Here is a 16,429-nt window from a genome sequence, read left to right as displayed (position 1 = left end):
GAGGAGGCTGGACGTGGGGCGCGACCGGGGTTTCCCGTGCGTGCGCAGGGCGCAGAGCGCCGGCCATGCGCCGCCGAGAGGATGAGGCTCCATGCGGATGCTGCTCACCGCGAAGATGGACACCGAGACCGCGAACCAGGCCGTGACGGACGGCACGATGTCCAAGATGGTGCAGGAAATGGTCGAGGAACTCCGGCCGGAATCCGCCTACTTCACCACTTCACAGGGCAACCGGTGCTGCTATCTGGTTTTCGACATGAAGGACAGCGCCCAGATGCCGCGGATGCTCGAACCCTTCTTCCACGCGGAGGCGGAGGTCGATCTGCGCCCGGTGATGACCGTGGACGACCTCCAGACCGGCCTGGCCGACCTCGGCCGCTGACCTGCCCGGAACCTCCCCGGAACCTGCTCGAATCAGCAAAACAGCTCCCGCGGCCCGCGTCGGCGCCCACCTGGGATGCCCGGATTGCGCCGGACGGGTGGCGTTGGTCCGAAAATCCCGGAACTCGGGGTGCGGATCCGGAAAAACCGTGCTCGTTTCCTCATCATCGGATTAGTCACTTCGACCGATAAGGAAACGAGAGAGGTCATGGCTGCTACAACTCCCCGTGTCACCGCGTTCTGGGGCGCTTTCCTGAACGTGCTCGTCAGGTGCATCGCCGCGCTGGGCTTCGCGACCCCGGCCCGTCTGAGGGCCGCCACTTCCGGGCGGACCGCCTGCTCCGCCACCGTACCGGCGCAGGGCGGTGCCACCACCTCACAGCGGGCGGCCGCGCCGGTGGGCGGTTATGCTCCGCCGCCGCCTCCCGCCGGCCGGGTGATGCTGCCCGCACCGCGTTCCTCGGAACGCGGGCGCTCGCTGCCGCCGACGATGAAGCAGCGGATCAGGGCCGAGGCGCACGGCACCTCCCCCAGCGACCGCTGTGTCGCCCTACCGGTCGAGGGCATCGGCGACGCGGTGGCCGCGGCGGCGACCTCCTCGGCGGCCTCCGCGACCGCCGCGGGCAAGGACGACGCCGAGGACCGTGCGGGCCGCCGTCGTGACCGCGCGCTGCGGGGCTGACCGCGGGCGTTCTTTCCGCGCCCCACCCGCAGGCTCGAGCGCACCACCCAGGTCGCAGTACGCCACCGCGTCAGCACGGCGCCTTTCCGCGGCGACGACGACCGTCCCGAACCTCACACCGAGGGCGTAGCACCCCGCACCACCCGGCTCGGCTGAGCGCCTATCCGCACCTTTGTGCGGGACAGGAGCGGCGGATACGGGAGTATGGGGTCTGTGACCTCAGCCATCGGTGCCCCCGGCGGGCCGTCCCGTCCCTCCGGCGCGTACCCGCAGCCTCATGAACACGATGACTTCGCCGTCTCCTCGCCGCGGCTGATCGCCACCGACCTGGACGGAACGTTGCTGCGCAACGACCGGTCCGTGTCGCCGCGTACGATCGCCGCGCTGGCCGCCGCAGAAGCGGCCGGTATCGAGGTCTTCTTCGTCACCGGGCGCCCTGCCCGGTGGATGGGCGTGGTCGCCGAACACCTCGCAGGACACGGAATGGCGATCCTCGCCAACGGTGCCGCGGTCTACGACCTGCGTGCGCACCGGCTGATCGAGGCCTTTCCGCTGCCCGAGGACAACGCGCTCACGGTCGCCCACGCGCTGCGTGCGGCGGTGCCCGGCACCGCTTTCGCGGTCGAGCGCGCCGGTACCTTCCGGCGCGAACCCGCGTACGTGGCCCTTGAGCCCGATGTCGCGCCGTGCGCGCCCATCGATGTGCTGCTGGCCGAGGACCGCGCGCAGCCGCTGCTGAAACTGCTGGCCAAGCACCCGTCGATCGATCCTGACGACTTCCTCGCGACGGCGCTCGCGGTCGCAGGCGAGCACGGCGAGATCACCCGGTCGAGTGAGTCGGCCCTGCTGGAGGTCAGCGGCGCGGGCGTCAGCAAGGCCACCACGCTGGCGCGGTGCTGCGCCGAGCGCGGCGTCACGGCGGCCGAGGTCGTCGCCTTCGGAGACATGCCCAACGATCTCGCGATGCTCGGCTGGGCCGGTACGTCATACGCCGTGGCCAACGCGCACCCCGATGTCCTGGCCGCCACCACACACCGGACGGTGGCGAACGAGGACGACGGGGTGGCGCGGGTGATCGAGCGGATCGTCGCGGCCCGCCGCAACTGAGCGCAGGGCCGGGGTCAGCCCTGGCTCTCGGCCGCCACGACCGCGAAGACGCCGCCCTGCGGGTCCTGGAGCACGGCCAGCCGGCCGACCTTGTCCATGTCGAAGGGCGGCGCGATCACCGAACCGCCTGCGTGCACGACGGCGTCGACGATGCTGTCGGTGTCGTCGACCGCGAAGTTGACCAGCCAGTGCGGCGGGGTGCCGGGGGGCAGCTCCTCCATGCCCATGACGCCGCCGATGGTGCGGCCCTTGACCTGGAAGCCGTTGAATTCCGGCATCTCCGGCATCGGGCCCGCCGTCAGGCCGAGTACCGCGGAGTAGAAGGTCCCGGCGCCCGCGGGGTCCGGGCTGTGCAGCTGGTTCCAGACCAGCGCCCCGTGCTCGTTGACGATCTCGGCGCCCTTGAACTCCCCGGGCTGCCACACGCCGAACACCGCGCCGTACGGGTCGGCGGCGACGAACATCCTGCCCAGCTTCATGACGTCGGAGGCCGGCATGATCACGGTGCCGCCGTTCGCCTTGACCGCCGCCTCGGTGGCGTCGGCGTCGGCCACCGAGAAGTACGTGGTCCACGCGGGGGGCGGTGCGGGCTGGTCGCCCATCGCCATGGCCTTCATCAGGCCGGCGACCGGCTTGCCCTTCTGCGTGCAGACCGAGTACCCGCCGTACTCCTCCGGTCCGACCTCGCCCTGCCAGCCGAACAGGTCACGGTAGAAGTCCAGCCCTGCTTGCTGGTCGGGCACCATGAGGTCGATCCAGCACGGGGTGCCGGGCTCGTAGGGGCCGGTGACTTCGGACATCTGGCGCCTCCATGGGTGGTCCCGGGTTCCGCGGGGGCCCCGGTACGTGATGTGCCGCCACCCCGGCCGGACGGCCGGGTGGCCACGCCCCCGAGAGACCACCCTCCCCGCCGCCCGGCTCTCCCGCTACCGGAACGCGATCCCGGCCCCCTTCACCCGCCGGCCGGCGTATTGTGCGGGCTCGCCGCCGCGGCCGGGGCGAACGCCGCGGCGTGCCGGGCCGCCCAGCCGGCGAAGGTACCCGCCTCCCGGCCCAGCACCCGCCGGATGTCGGACGTCACCGCCTGCTCGGCGGGCAGCGGCTCGCCCAGGATGCCGAGGGTGGCTTCCACCACGGGCTCGGGCATGAAGTGCAGCATCTGGTCCCTGGCCTCGGCCCTGCTCTGCTCCACGAAGTCCACCGGCCGGCCCACCGCGACACCGATCTGCCTGGCCCGCTCCCGCGGGGTGAGGGCGGCCGGTCCCGTGAGCTCGTAGGTACGGCCGCTGTGGCCGGCCTCGCGCAGCACGGTGGCCGCGACCTGCGCGATGTCTGCCGGGTCGACCACCGGCAGTGCCACGTCGCCGAAGGGCGCCAGGACCGTCTGCCGGGTGCGTACCGTCTCGGCCCAGGCGAACGCGTTGGACGCGAAACCGCCGGGGCGCAGCACCGTCCAGTCCAGGCCGGAGGCGCGTACGGCCGCCTCGAAGCCTGCCGGGTGTGCGTAGGCCTGCGGCCGGGTTCCGGCGCCCTGCGAGGAGAGCAGCACCACCCGGCGCACACCGCCGGACGTCGCCGCGTCCAGTACGGCGTGCGGGTCGTCGCCCGCGACGAGCAGGAAGAGGGTGTCGGCCCCCTCGAAGGCGGTACGCAGGCTGTCGGGCGCGGCCAGGTCGCCCCGCCGGTGGTCGACGCCCGCTGGGAGGTCGGCCCCGGCGGCGCCGCGCGAGACGGCGACGACCTTCTCGCCCGCCGCGGCGAGCACCTCCACGACCTGCCGTCCGACGTTTCCGGTTGCTCCGGTCACCACGATCATGATCTCTCCCAGGTCCGCTCACTTGCTGACCCGGCGAAGCTAACATCACGGAGATAGTAGGTACCTAGAGGATAGTAATGGGATCCCGGCATCGGAGGCCGAGTCCGCTGACGCCTGACGGCCCGCCACGACAAGGGGCCTCCCGGCGGCGCGGTGGCCTGACGGCCGCCGGCCTCCGGGAGGCCCCTGCTCCGTGCGTCGGGCTACGCGCGTATCACCGCACGCTCTGCGCGTGGCGGAAGACGTTGTGCGGGTCGTAGCTGCGCTTGATCCGCTGCAGCCTCGGATAGTTCGAGCCGTAGTAGGAGCGCTCCCAGTCCGGGAGGCGGGGGTCGTAGAAGTTCAGGTAGGTCTCGCCGTTCGAGTACGGGTCGACCGCGTTGAAGCCGTCGTCGGCGAACTTCTCCGCGGACGCCACCGCCTCGTCCGAGGTGTGGCCTTCCGCGTTCGAGGCGAGGAAGGCGGCGGAGAAGATGGTGTCGCGGTGCACGAACGCGGTGGCGTCGCGCGCCACGGTGTTGGCCCGGCCGCCCATGGTGACGACCTGGAGCTGGCGCATCTGCCCCGCCAGTCTGTCCTTGTCGAACACCTCGACCACCTTCGTCCACCCCTCGTGCGGGAGCGGCTCGCTGAACAGGCGGCTGCGCCAGATCCCGTACCCCATCCTGGGGACGAGACCGCCGCCGACCGTGCCGGTGCGGTGGCACTGCTCCACCGTCTTGTCGTCGCAGACGTAGAAGCCCATCATGATGTCCTTGTACGGCGCCTTGACCGGCCTGCGCTGCACCGGGGGTTTGCCGACCGCGGAGATGAGCCGCTCGACCTCGCCGGCCAGCACACCGCTGGTGTCCACGCAGCCCAGGAAGATCGACACCACGGGGACGTTGCCGGGCGCGGCGTCCAGGAGGGTGATGAGGAAGGCGCTGCCGATCGTCCACGGCACGTCCGCCTGCCACTTGGACCAGCCGTCGAACAGGTCGACCGCCTGGTCGTAGGGCCAGATGAGAGTGCAGGTGTCGAGGTCGGTGAGCGGTGTCGGGGTGACCTCGTAGGAGGTCACGATGCCGAAGTTGCCGCCACCGCCGCCGCGCAGGGCCCAGAAGAGGTCGCTGTGCTCGTGCGGCGACGCGGTGACGATCCTGCCGTCGGCGAGGACCACCTTCGCCGAGGTCACGCTGTCCGCGGCGATGCCCATGCTCCGGGTGAAGGGGCCCACGCCACCACCGGTGAGGAATCCGCCGGCCGCGACCGTCGGGCAGTAGCCGTCGGCTATCGACAGCCCCTCCCGGCTCAACCCGTCCGTGATGTCCACGAGTTCCGCCCCTGCGCCGAGTCGCGCGCCGTGCCGGCCGAGGGAGACCTCGTTCATCTTGGAGACGTCGATGACCAGGCTGTTCTGCTTCGTGGAGTAGCCGCCGGCACAGTTGCCGCCACTGCGTACTGCCAGCGGCAGGTCCTGGTCCTGGGCGTAGCGGAGGCACAGCGAGACGTCCTCGGGGGAGGTGCAGTACGCGATCGCCCGGGGATGGATGTCGTCGAACTGTGCGAGATAGAGCTGTTTCGCCGTCGTGTAGTCCGCGTCCGACGGCAGTACGAGCCTTCCGTCGAGGTGGCGGCTCAACCGGTCCCAGCTGCTCTTGGGCGCGGTACGGGCGAATGCGGAGTTGGGCATCAGGCCGGTCGCGGCGAGTGCCGCCCCGCCTGCGCCTGCGAGGAAGGATCTCCGATTGACCATGTGCCGTTCCTTTCGTCGAGGGGATGCTGCGGGCCATCGGGTGCGCCTGGTCGGCGCACCTCGCCCTGCGGACCGCCGGTCTGGTGGCCGGCTGCCCTCGATGCCCGCGTCCGGGCGCACGGCATGCGACTTCGCGGGCGCCGTCGACTGTTGTCGACGGCGCCCCACGGCGTCGACGCCGCCGTGATCGTATGCGCGCTGACTTGGCGCAGACTTGGCCGTGACCTGACATCGGTGGGGCGGGGCCGCGAGCCGGTGATACCGCGCTCTGCGGGCGCCGAAGGGTCAGAAAAGCTGATACGACCCGATCGGCGTCAACTGATCCATCGCCAGAGGCTGCGCTATCCAGTTGGTCTTCAGTTCGGCCATCACGGCCCCGAAGGCCGGAATGGCGGCGAGCGGATTGGCGTCGTCGTCGTCCAGCTCCACTATGAGCAGATAGGTCTCGCTGTCCCCCAGCCTGGACCAGGCATAACGGACGCCCTGCGGCTGGGCGGCTTCGATCGCCGCGAACAACTCCTTGCCCGCCGCTTCCATTTCGGCGGTCTTCTCGGGCTTTATCGTGGCGCGGAACATGCGAACGCTCATCGGTTTCTCCTTTTCAGGGGTGAACGGGTGTCTCTTTCCGCTCCGCCGGCTGTCGCGACGGATTCGAGGTGCCCTTGTACGACGGGTTCAGCGGGTGGGGTGTGACATGGCCGCCGGAGGCGGCGGCCGCACCGCCTGGGCAGGCCCCCCGGGCCTGTGAGCAGCGCGAAGCCATCGTGCGGCGGGTCGGGCCGCGGGTCGGCGTCCGCTACCCGCGCCCGGCGGGGGCGCTCGGCCGGACCCTCATCGTCGGCCACCCGACTTGGCTCCGACCGTATGGCGACTTGGCGGCCGCTTGACGGCGGGCCGCTGATGTGACATCGGACACGTGGCGCGGGAAACTGTCACACTCCGGGCTCCAAAAGGCTCGACAGTCTGTCGGAACGCATTCGCGACGAGAGGCCAGAAGATGTCCTACCCCCCGTCAGGTTCACCGGCGGCCTTGTCCCCAGGCGGCCCGCAGGAGGCGGCGTCGGATGAGGCGGCGTCGGAACAGGCGGCATCGGATCAGGTGGCGTCGGATCAGGTGCCGTCGGAAAAGGTGGCGAAGACTGCGACAGAGACGTTCACCGGCCATCGCGACCTGCTCTTCTCCATCGTCTACAACATGCTCGGCAGCGTCACCGACACCGAGGACGTGCTGCAGGAGACCTGGCTGTCGTGGATGGCCAGGAACCGGGCACCGGGTGCGGAGGCCATCCACAGCCCGAGCTCGTACCTCGTGCGGATCGCGGTGAACCGGGCGCTCGACCACCAGGCGACCCTCAGCCGCCGCCGGGAGACGTACGTCGGGCCGTGGCTGCCCGAGCCGATCGGCACCCCGCGGGTGAACACACCGGTCGTCGAGGACGCCGCCGACGCCGTGGTGCGCGCCGAGTCGGTGTCGATGGCGCTGCTCGTCGTCCTTGAGACCCTCTCCCCGCTGGAGCGCGGGGTGTTCGTGCTGCACGAGGTGTTCGGCTACACGCACATCGAGATCGCCGACATCCTCGGCCGCACCCCCGCAGCGGTCCGCCAGCTCGCCCACCGCGCGCGCCAGCACGTCCACGCCAGGCGCCCCCGCTACGAGCCCGACCCCGACATCCGGCAGCAGGTGACCGAACGCTTCCTGGCCGCCACCCGCGACGGCGACGTGGACGCGCTCCTGCAGGTCCTCGCGCCCGAGGTGAGCCTGTGGGGCGACGGCGGAGGCAAGGCACACCCGGCGGGAGGGCTGCGGTCGTTCCACGGCAGGGACAAGGTCGCCCGCGTGCTCATCTCCAGCGCCCGCCGCTTCGGCCAGGAACTCGACATCGTCTACCGCAGCGTCAACGGGGACCCGTCGGCTCTGATGTTCGACGGCGCCACGGCCCAGGCCGTCCTCGTCCTCGACCTCACTCCCGACAGCCACCAGGTGTGCGGGATCTACATCGTCGCCAACCCCGACAAGCTCTCCCACGTGGAGTGACCGCCCCGGCGGACTCTGGCACCGCCTGCCGGCCCGGCCGTCACACGACGGCCGGGCCGGCAGGCGAACCACGCCGTCAGCCCGTGAGGACGCTCGGTCCGTGAACACGCCAGGCCCGCGGGGCGTCAGTCCGCGAGGGCGTCGAACGCCTTCACCAGCCTGCGCTGGTGGTCGCTGACCTGGTAGTAGGCGCCGAGCTTGTAGTACTCGTCGTCCTCCGAGAAGGCGAGCCCGTAGACGAGCGCGCGCCGCTCGTCGTTGTAGGCGTACGGCGCGCTGGTCGCGTACTTGTGGAGCTGGTCGACCTCGGGCTGGGAGGTGGTCGGCGTGGTGCTGGGGTCCGTGGTGATCACGGCGAAGCAGATCCGCTCGATTTTTGAGGAGTCCCAGCTGAGGGTGGGGTAGATGGCGAACGACCGCTTCGCGAACTCGAGACCCTGCTCGGTCGCCTCCTTCAGCCCCATCTCGCGGAGCAGCGACTGCACGTACTCCGGGTCGAGGGCGTCGGTGGTGACCCGGTCGCAGTAGAGGTTCAGCTGGTTGCGCTTGTAGTCGACCGAGACCCCCTGGATCGTGTCCATGCCGTAGCGGGCGAAAAGCTCGGCGTTCTCGGCGACGGAGCGCGGCATCGACGGGAGGTCGACCAACTTCGACAGGTCGCGCATGTCATCGGCGGGGAAGGCCGCGTAGGCCTTCTTGAAACCGCCGCTGACATCGATGTCGATCCCGTACATGCCGATGGGGAAGCGCTCCTGGATGTCCGAGATCACGGACCCGACAGGGTGGTCGGTGGGCTCGATCAGACCGTTCGACAGCGCGAAGGAGTAGGGGTCGACGTGATCGGCCGGCACGGTCATGCTGAGGTCGAGACCGCCGGAACGGCTGCCGCTCGCCGTCATGGAGAAGACGACCACGGCCTCGTCGAGCAGGTCCTGGTGCCCGGTCAGGATCGGCCGGATCCTGTCACCCGCGCAAGACACGCCACACAGGTCGGCCGCTTCCTCCATGGCCGAAAACACACGGTCGACTTCGGTGGTTCCGAGCATTGAGTCCTCCATGCCTCGAGTGATTCCTGATGCTGATGCGCCTAGAACAGTGTTGTCAGGTGTCTTGGCCCGGACTGCACGGCCACTTGGCGGTGGCTTGGGCTCCACGGCGCCGGGAGGGACGCCGGGCCCGGCCGGACCACGCGCCGCGGCCTGCCGGGCCTGCGGGTTCCGGCCATGGCATGGGGCCTGAGCCCGCGGTCCGCCGGTCCGACGTCGGTACGAGCACGACGGCGGCCCGTGACCCGGGCCCGCAGGCCCGGACTTGCACCCCGCTTCCACCCGCGGGCACCTGTCCTGTCACGCCTTCCGCGGCCCGTGGTCAGCGCCAGGAGCCGCGCGGGTCACGGGAGGGCATGGGGCCGGGATGGTCGAGGCCCGCGCCGGCCGCCTGCGCGAGCCAGCCGGCCCAGCGGCCGGTGAACTCGTCCAGGTCTTCGAGGGCGAGGGGCAGGAAAGGCCACGCGACCCGGTGGTCGGCCAGGGTGCCGCCGAGTGCCATGCCCGCCTCGTACTGGGCGTCCAGCGCGAACGGGTCGAGAGCCGTCTCCGGCGCGGCCGGCTGCGGGCTGTCGGTGAAGGCCGTCTCGAACCACTGGTAGCGGCCTTCCCGCTGGGCGTCCGCATACCAGAGGGAGTGGCTGCGGCCCTGGTAGCCCTGCCGGTTCGCGGGGCCCCTGACGGCGATGACCACGGAGGCGACGGCATCGAACGGCGGCGGTGCGAGTCCGGTCCGCAGACTCTCCGCCGGGACCCGCGATGGGCCGGAGAGGGTCAACCGGGCCTCGTTCAGCCGGATCCCCCAGCCTCCCCCCTGGTGGACGCCGACCGCGGCGCTCGGGGCGGCGGTCGTCAGCGCTCTGATGAACTCCCCCGCGATGAAGGCGAAGGAGGTCGTGGCGGCCTCGTACAGATCCGCACGGCGTTCGGCCTCTGTGGCCTGCCGCGACGCCTGCCGATCGGCTTCCGCCCGGCGGGTCACCGCGCTGCGGTTCGCGTCGGCCAGCGCGGCGAGTCCTCCGCCGAGGGGCGTGGCGGGGATGCGGTGCAAGCGGGCCAGCACATTGCCGGGGACCGGGCGCGACTGCGGCGCCCGGTAGAGGCATTCGGTGATGAGGGCCGCGAGCAGGACGGGTGCGTCGGCCAGCACGGGAGGGGTGCCGTGCAGGTGCTGCTCGTAGAAGTCGTTCTCGCTCGGCCCCTTGAACGGCAGCTCCCCCGACAGGAGTTCGTGGGCGACGATGCCCAGGGCGTAGATGTCGCCGGCACTCGTGGCCCGCTGGTTCTTCCACCTCTCGGGCGCCATGTAGGCGAAGGTGCCGGCGAACTTGAAGGTGTGCCGGGCGGTCGTGGCATCGGCGTCGCGGGCCATGCCGAAGTCGGCCAGGCACCAGCGCCCGTCCAGGAGCAGGATGTTGTCCGGCTTGATGTCGCGGTGCACGACGCGGCTGTCGAGGTCGGCCAGGGTCTCTGCCACGTCGGACAGGATGGCGACGGCTTCCCCTGCGGGAAGCCGCCCCCTCTTCGCGAGGTGGGCACGCAGCGATGTCTCGGCGCGCGGCATGACCAGCGCCCAATGACCCTGGTGCTCGCCGCGGTCGATGACCGGCACGATGTTGCGGACGCCCACCAGGTCGGTGAAGAGCAACTCCCTCTCCGCGCCAGGCTCCTTGGGCACCAGCTTCACCGCGGCGCGCTGCCCGTCGGAGGCGTATGCCTCGAAGACGGCCCCGAAGCCGCCGGCGCCGATGCGTTCCCCCAGGGTCCAATCCCGTTCAAGCGCCAGCTTCATGCGGCTCGATGTCTCCCTTGTCGACTTCCGTGCCCAAACCGGGGATTCGTCGGGAGTGTGGCCGATCGTGCGGATCCCGCCCCCTTCGGTCCCCTCACGCCTCCATACTTGTCGTATGAGACGAACGGACGCGGCGGCGGTTCGTGCGGCCGGAATCGCCGTCGTCCTGTGCTCCGTCGTCGGCGCCGTCGCGCTGGTGCGTCACGTCGACTGGGACCGGTCGTCGTCGAGCGCCGCCCTGATCAGTATTCCCCTGGTCGTCGCCGCTTTATGCTCGCCGTTGTTCTTCGGCGGTTCCGTGTCCGCGCCGAACGACACGGCGTCCCTCGCTGTCCGGCTGGCTGAGGCCGTCACCCACCAATGGGCGGAAGAAGCCCAGGTCAGAAGCTTGCACGACCCGTATCCACTTCCGCTGGACCTGGTGGCCGCCGACTCGCGGCTCTTCGTCCCGTGGGCGGCGCTGGAACAGCTCGGCACAGGGAAGGGCAAGAGGAGGGGCGCGTCCCGTGGCGCCGGGCCGCGCGGCGCGCGCTCCCTCGCGGAACTCCTGGACGCTGACCGGACCCCGGCCTCGGTTTTCCGCGCGATCCCGACCCGTCGGCTCGTGGTGCTCGGCGCCCCGGGCTCCGGCAAGAGCACGCTCGTCCTCCAACTCGTGCTGGATCTGCTGGCCACACGTCGTGATCGCGATCCCGTCCCGGTCATCGTGGGGGCCGCCGGATGGAACCCGGCGCAGGAAGGTCTCACCGAGTGGCTGCACCAAGTCCTCTGTCGCGACTACCCGTTCCTGGCCGTCCGTACGGAGGGCGGTCGCACGCGCTTCGAAGTCCTGCTCGAGGCGGACAGGCTGCTGCCCGTCGTCGACGGCCTCGACGAGATGGCGGAGGGCCTGCGCACCTCGACGCTCCGGAAGATCAACGACTACCTGCGCAGGCCCGGACGCCAGATCGTGGTCACCTGCCGGACCAGCGAGTTCAGGAACGCCTCCCGCCCCCGCGGCCGGGAGGTGACGCTCTCCGGCGCCGCCGGTGTCGGCATCCGCCCTCTCGACGGCGCCGTGGTGGCCGACTACCTGGAGAGCTCGTCCGAGGGGCCGGCCCGCGCGTTCGACTGGCGCGAGGTGCGCGCCGCGCTGCGCGAAACGCCACCGCCGCCCCTCGCGCTGGCATTGCGGACTCCCCTGATGGCGAGCATGGCGCGGGAGGTCTACAACCCGGTCGGTCCCGCACTCGACGCCGACCTGCCCGACCCCGCGGATCTGCTCGACCCCGAGAAGTTCCCCGAGGTCGCGGATCTGGAGGCGCACCTCCTCGACGCCTGCGTGCGCGCCGCCTACCGCGGAGGAGGTGAAGGCCGCCGCGGCGCGTCGAAGACCGGTGCGGAAAGGGCCGAGCAGTGGCTGATCCATCTCGCCCACCACCAGCAGACGCGGCTCAACGGTGCGACGGACATCCGGTGGTGGCAGTTCGACCAGGCGATTCCGTACGCCCTGCGGGTGTTCCTCGGGGCGTTCATCGGGGGCGTCAACGCCGGGTTGAGCGGCCGGTCGCCCGACCCCGCTCGCGGTATCGGCTGGCAGCAGGGGCAGTTCCTGCGGCGCTTCGCGTACCTGATCGCCTTCTGGACGCTCGTCGGCGCGCTCACTCCCGTGCCGATGCCGCTCGCGGTCCTGCTCGGAGTCGGTGTGGGTGTCGTGTCCGGCGTCGTGGTGGCGACGAGGGGCGACCCGGTCGAGCTGCCCACCGCCGTCAGCCCCACCGGGGTGCTGGCCACCGACCGCAGGGCGTTCTGGCTGCTCGGCGTCCTCTTCGGTGCCTTCGCCGGTGTCCTGCTGGGCGGCGCCGTGGGCCTGACCCTCGGGATACGGCAGGGGCTCGTGTTCGGGATCGCCGCCTGGGTCTTCGCCGCCGCTGCACTGGGCATGGGCAAGACGGCCTGGGGGTGGTTCACGTATGCCAGGTGGTGGTGGTTCCTGCGCCGCCGTATGCCGCTGCGGGTCATCCGCTTCCTGCGCGACGCGCACCGCCGCGGGGTGCTGCGGCAGGTCGGTGCCGTCTGGCAGTTCCGCCACGTGGACCTTCAGCGGCGGCTCGCCGCGCGGCACGTCGAGCGCTGAATCGCGCGCGCGGCACGTCGAGCGCTGAATCGCGCGCGCGGCACGTCGAGCGCTGAATCGCGCGCGCGGCACGTCGAGCGCTGAATCGCGCGCGCGGCACGTCGAGCGCCGAACCGCGCGCCAGGCACGTCGAGCGCCGAGGGTCCCGGTCGCTGGACCGCTGGACCGCTTGGCCGCTGGACCGCACCGGCGTCGCGTTCCGTCGCCGTCCGTCGCCTCAGGGCGCTTCCCCCAGCACCAGGGCGGCGGCCGCGGCCCATGTGACACGGGCCGCGAGGGCGCTGCGCACCGCCGTCATCCTGTCGAACGCCGCCTCCCGGTCGCTGAGGCACCGCTCGATCCTGGCGGCCCAGGTGTCCGCGTCGAGTTCGTCGTCCCTGGTGACCGGGACGATCAGCGGGTCGGCGTCGCCCCGGAGGAATTCCCGCAGCAGCAGGGCCAGTCCGCTGTTCCCGCTCGCCAGGAGCGGCACCCCGCGGATGATGGCCTCCAGCCCGACGAGGCCGAACCCCTCCCGGCGTGACGGCATGATGACCAGGCTCGCCCGGGCCAGATCCGCGTCCAGGTGGCGGGGATTGCGCGAGAAGGCGCGCACGACCACGTCGAGACCGGGAGCGCCGGACCAGTCGCGGATACGCTCCTGCTGCATGTCGGCCATGTTCGTCGGCGCGCCGCGCACCACCAATTCGATCGGCTCGGTGGAGGCCTTGGTGCGCAGCTCGTGGACGAGACCGCAGGCGCGGGCTCCCAGATCGATGCCCTTGAGCGGAGCGTCCTCGGTACGGCCCATCATCAGCACCTTGAACGGGTTTCCCGGCGGCGGGGTGCGCGGCGCCGGGAGCCCCGACTCCGGCAGGTCGAACCCCGGGTCGATCCGCACCGGTTCCGGCCCTCCGCTGTCGCAGAGTTCATTGCGAAAGCGATCCAGCAGCCGCGGACCCACCGTGAAGACGCGGTGGGCGGAGGCCCCGAGCCGCCGCTCGATCTCGGTGCGTTCCTCCGCTCGCAGAGCCATGGCCGTGGAGTCGTCGAGCTTGTGCCATTCGATCTCGTCCGGTGCCATGTGGACGACGTGCAGCCGCCGGGCCCGCGGGAAGTAGTCCTCCTGGAGGTGTACCGCCGCAGGACCGGTGATGCGGGCGTGGCCGATGATGAGGTCGGGTTCCACCCCCGGCGGCAGCTGGGGTCTGCGGGTGAGCTTGCCGTAGTCGGGGGCGCCGGGAGCCCCCGGATGGCACAGCAGGGTGACGTGTTTCGCCGCCGCGTCCGCGATCTCCGGGTCGTCGGCCGTGACGACCGAGCAGAAGACGGTCGCCCCTGCGGCGGCGAGGGCTATGCACAGGTGGCGGCTGAAGGTGCTCAGACCCCCGTGGGCCGACGACCACTCGGTGGCCACGACCAGCACCGTGACACGGTCGGACAGGATTCGGGAGACGACCTGTTCTGCCGGGTCCGCCTCCGGGAGGTCGCCGGAAGGCCCCGACTCCGGCGTCGACCGCGGTGCTTCGGTCACACCGGCGTCGAGAAGAGCGTGCAGCAGGGGCTTGGAAGCGGCGTGCCGTACGTAGTCGTCGTCCCGCACCAGAGCGGGCAGGACGCGGCCGGCCCCGGCGTGCGCGGCAAGGTGCTCGCGGATGTACGGGTGCGCGGCGGCCCAGACCCGCGCGCCGCCGGCCGAGACCGGCACCTGGGCGATGAGGACTTCGGCGATCAACCGGTGCGCGGTTTCGCTGTCGCCGGGTGCGGCGGGATGGCCGGGCAGGTCGCCTGTCAGGTATTCGGCCAGGTTCTCGTGCACCAGCCGGTGGACCGTGCCGTCGGCCGTCCTGCTCTCGGTGACCAGGCCACGGGCGTCGTCCCGCGCGAGGAACCAGCCGACCTCGGCGTCCGTGCACGCGGTGTGCGCGAGCGCTTCCGCCAGCGGGGCCCACAACGCGCGCGGCAGCCCGCTCCCTTGCGCGTAGGCCAGCGGGAGCAGAAGGCGTACCACCAGCTCCTTGTCCCGGCCGAAGGCTTCGAGAACGTGCGCGAAAGGTTCCGCGTCGCCCGTGGCCCTCAGGGCGGCAGGATTCGCACCGTTGAGCAGGGCACGGGCCAGCAGCTGCGCGGTCAGGAAGGACCCGGCGGCCTGGCGGGCGATCAGTGCGGCGTCGGTGGCGGCTCGCGCCGGGTCGGCGCGGTAGGCGGCGGAGCGCTCCTCATCCTGCCCGCCGCCCCGGCCCTCCAGCAGCAGGCGTGCGTACGCGCGCAGATCGTCGTCGTCCCGGTACTTCGGCGTGTCCAGGTCGATGACGTCGGCGGCGCCGAGCGCGGGCAGCAGGGAACGCCGGACGCCGACGATCACGCGGTCCATCCGCAGCAGGGCCAGCGGTTCGATCACCTCGGCGATGATGCGGCCGCTGTCCACCGCCTCGTCGAGTCCGTCGAGCATGACCACGAAGGGGTCGCCGCGGCGGGCGCGGGCCGTGGCCGCCTCCCGCAGATGGCCCCGGCCGCCGCCGAGCGCGGCGGACAGACGGGTGGTGACGTCCTCCACCGTGGCATGACGGCAGTTCATCGCCGTGACGGACAGCCCCGGTGGCGGCAGCGCGCCGTCGGGCACGCTCAGCCGGGCGGTGCTGTCAGGGTCGGTGAGCGCCAGGAAACGGCCGAGCAGCGCCGACTTGCCGCTTCCCGGCCCGCCGGTGACGACGAGCAGTCCCCCCTCGTCGCGGGGCCTGCCGAGCCAGTCAGCGACCGCTCGCAGGGCCGCGACACGACCGGTGAAGAGGTCACCGGTCTCCGAGGCGTGCGCCACTCCTCGGCTGCGCGACAGGAAGTGGGCTTGCTGATTCCTGCGGAGCCGCGCTACGTCGGATATGCCCATCCGGTCCTGGGGGTCGGGCGGAGGTGCGGGCACATACGCCGGGTTGGGGAAGAACGGGCTCACTCCGCTCGCCCCCCAGCCCGCCGTGACAGCCCGATGGGTGACGCCGTGGGAGTCGAAGTGGCGGTTGATCCCGTCCGTCACCTGATCCATGCCGAGGTAGCGCTGGCGGGTGTCCGCCCACGGCTGCGTGACCGTCTGCTCCAGCGCCGCCACCAGCGCTCCCTGCCAGGCCACTTCCGTGCCCCCGGCCGCGGCCAGTACCCAGGTCGCGCCGGCTCCTGACGGTGGCGCGGCGCCCAGATCGACGAGCGACCGCATCGCGTCCTGTGTGGTGGCGCCCGCGTAGCACGCGTCGATGATGACCAGGGTGTTCCCGGCCAGGCTGCTCGCCACGGTGGCGACGAAGTCCGCTCCCAGGACGGCCGTCGCGGCCAGGTCCTCGCCGTCGTCGCCGGCACCGAGGAGGTAGTGCCTGTTCTGGTGGAGCACGCCGTGCCCGGTGAAGTAGGCGACCACCACGTCGTCCGGGCCCAACCGGGCCTGCCTGCTCCAACTGCCCAGCGCCCCGAGCAGTTCGGCCGAGGTGGGATCGGCCGAGACCTCCGGCAGGACCCGTTCGTACCCCATCGTGCCCAGGAGGTCCGCCACCCGCTGCGCGTCCGCGACGGACTGTGGGAGATCACCGAACGGCTCCGCGTACCGCGAGACGCCCACCGCGATCGCGAAGCGACGCCCCGAGGCACCGCCGGGCTCCGCTGCCGCGGTATCCGCCACGGCCACCTCCTCATCGATCCGCGCCCAGCGTAATCGACGGTGGACGATGCGCGACGGGAGTCCGGACGACGCGATC

General features: G+C 71.4%; 12 protein-coding genes. 5 read left to right on the top strand and 7 right to left on the bottom strand.

Translation table 11 applies throughout. From position 1 onward, the window contains the following. Positions 1-91: 91 nt before the first annotated feature. The 3 genes from ACGFMP_RS02555 to ACGFMP_RS02545 all read left to right on the top strand — a co-directional run bounded on the left by ACGFMP_RS02555 (position 92) and on the right by ACGFMP_RS02545 (position 2,170). The gene (locus tag ACGFMP_RS02555; protein WP_393669774.1) at positions 92-382 is read left to right on the top strand and encodes a DUF3303 family protein; all 291 of its coding nucleotides are present in this window, start codon (positions 92-94) and stop codon (positions 380-382) included. 207 nt (positions 383-589) lie between these two features. Beyond that, positions 590-1,063 (top strand): DUF6344 domain-containing protein, encoded by a 474-nt coding sequence (locus tag ACGFMP_RS02550; protein ID WP_393669772.1) that lies wholly within the window; start codon positions 590-592, stop codon positions 1,061-1,063. A gap of 204 nt (positions 1,064-1,267) precedes the next feature. Continuing rightward, a complete protein-coding gene (locus ACGFMP_RS02545) occupies positions 1,268-2,170 on the top strand; it encodes an HAD-IIB family hydrolase (RefSeq protein ID WP_393669770.1) in 903 nt (300 codons plus the stop codon). 14 nt (positions 2,171-2,184) lie between these two features. Here ACGFMP_RS02545 and ACGFMP_RS02540 read toward each other — a convergent pair whose 3' ends face one another. The 4 genes from ACGFMP_RS02540 to ACGFMP_RS02525 form a co-directional block, all read right to left on the bottom strand. After that, on the bottom strand, positions 2,185-2,970 hold the full coding sequence (locus ACGFMP_RS02540; protein ID WP_393669769.1) for a VOC family protein: 786 nt from the start codon (positions 2,968-2,970) through the stop codon (positions 2,185-2,187). Between the two features lie 152 nt (positions 2,971-3,122). Then, positions 3,123-3,986 carry an NAD(P)H-binding protein gene (locus ACGFMP_RS02535; RefSeq protein ID WP_393669767.1) on the bottom strand — a complete coding sequence of 288 codons (864 nt, stop codon included), beginning with the start codon at positions 3,984-3,986 and terminating at the stop codon, positions 3,123-3,125. Positions 3,987-4,200: 214 nt separating this feature from the next. Continuing rightward, positions 4,201-5,721 carry an FAD-binding oxidoreductase gene (locus tag ACGFMP_RS02530; RefSeq protein WP_393669765.1) on the bottom strand — a complete coding sequence of 507 codons (1,521 nt, stop codon included), beginning with the start codon at positions 5,719-5,721 and terminating at the stop codon, positions 4,201-4,203. 285 nt (positions 5,722-6,006) lie between these two features. Further along, positions 6,007-6,309 carry a hypothetical protein gene (locus ACGFMP_RS02525; RefSeq protein ID WP_393669763.1) on the bottom strand — a complete coding sequence of 101 codons (303 nt, stop codon included), beginning with the start codon at positions 6,307-6,309 and terminating at the stop codon, positions 6,007-6,009. A gap of 541 nt (positions 6,310-6,850) precedes the next feature. Here ACGFMP_RS02525 and sigJ point away from each other — a divergent pair. Continuing rightward, positions 6,851-7,756 (top strand): RNA polymerase sigma factor SigJ, encoded by a 906-nt coding sequence (gene sigJ / locus ACGFMP_RS02520; protein ID WP_393669762.1) that lies wholly within the window; start codon positions 6,851-6,853, stop codon positions 7,754-7,756. A 125-nt stretch (positions 7,757-7,881) separates the two neighbouring features. Here the strand turns inward: sigJ and ACGFMP_RS02515 are convergent, their stop codons facing one another. Both ACGFMP_RS02515 and ACGFMP_RS02510 read right to left on the bottom strand, forming a co-directional pair. Further along, positions 7,882-8,802 (bottom strand): aromatic prenyltransferase, encoded by a 921-nt coding sequence (locus ACGFMP_RS02515; RefSeq protein ID WP_393669761.1) that lies wholly within the window; start codon positions 8,800-8,802, stop codon positions 7,882-7,884. A 322-nt stretch (positions 8,803-9,124) separates the two neighbouring features. Then, complete coding sequence (locus ACGFMP_RS02510) at positions 9,125-10,594, bottom strand: serine/threonine-protein kinase (RefSeq protein WP_393669760.1); 1,470 nt, start codon at positions 10,592-10,594, stop codon at positions 9,125-9,127. A gap of 115 nt (positions 10,595-10,709) precedes the next feature. Between ACGFMP_RS02510 and ACGFMP_RS02505 the strand changes: the two genes are divergently transcribed. Next, positions 10,710-12,710 (top strand): NACHT domain-containing protein, encoded by a 2,001-nt coding sequence (locus tag ACGFMP_RS02505; RefSeq protein WP_393669759.1) that lies wholly within the window; start codon positions 10,710-10,712, stop codon positions 12,708-12,710. A 217-nt stretch (positions 12,711-12,927) separates the two neighbouring features. On the opposite strand, the gene ACGFMP_RS02500 is transcribed toward ACGFMP_RS02505, so the two are convergent. Continuing rightward, positions 12,928-16,353, bottom strand: a complete 3,426-nt coding sequence (locus tag ACGFMP_RS02500) for a caspase family protein (RefSeq protein WP_393669758.1) — start codon at positions 16,351-16,353, stop codon at positions 12,928-12,930. Positions 16,354-16,429 lie beyond the last annotated feature (76 nt).

The organism is Streptomyces sp. NPDC049040 (assembly GCF_043197715.1).
Lineage (GTDB): Bacteria > Actinomycetota > Actinomycetes > Streptomycetales > Streptomycetaceae > Actinacidiphila.
This window is presented reverse-complemented; position numbering and strand designations above follow the sequence as displayed.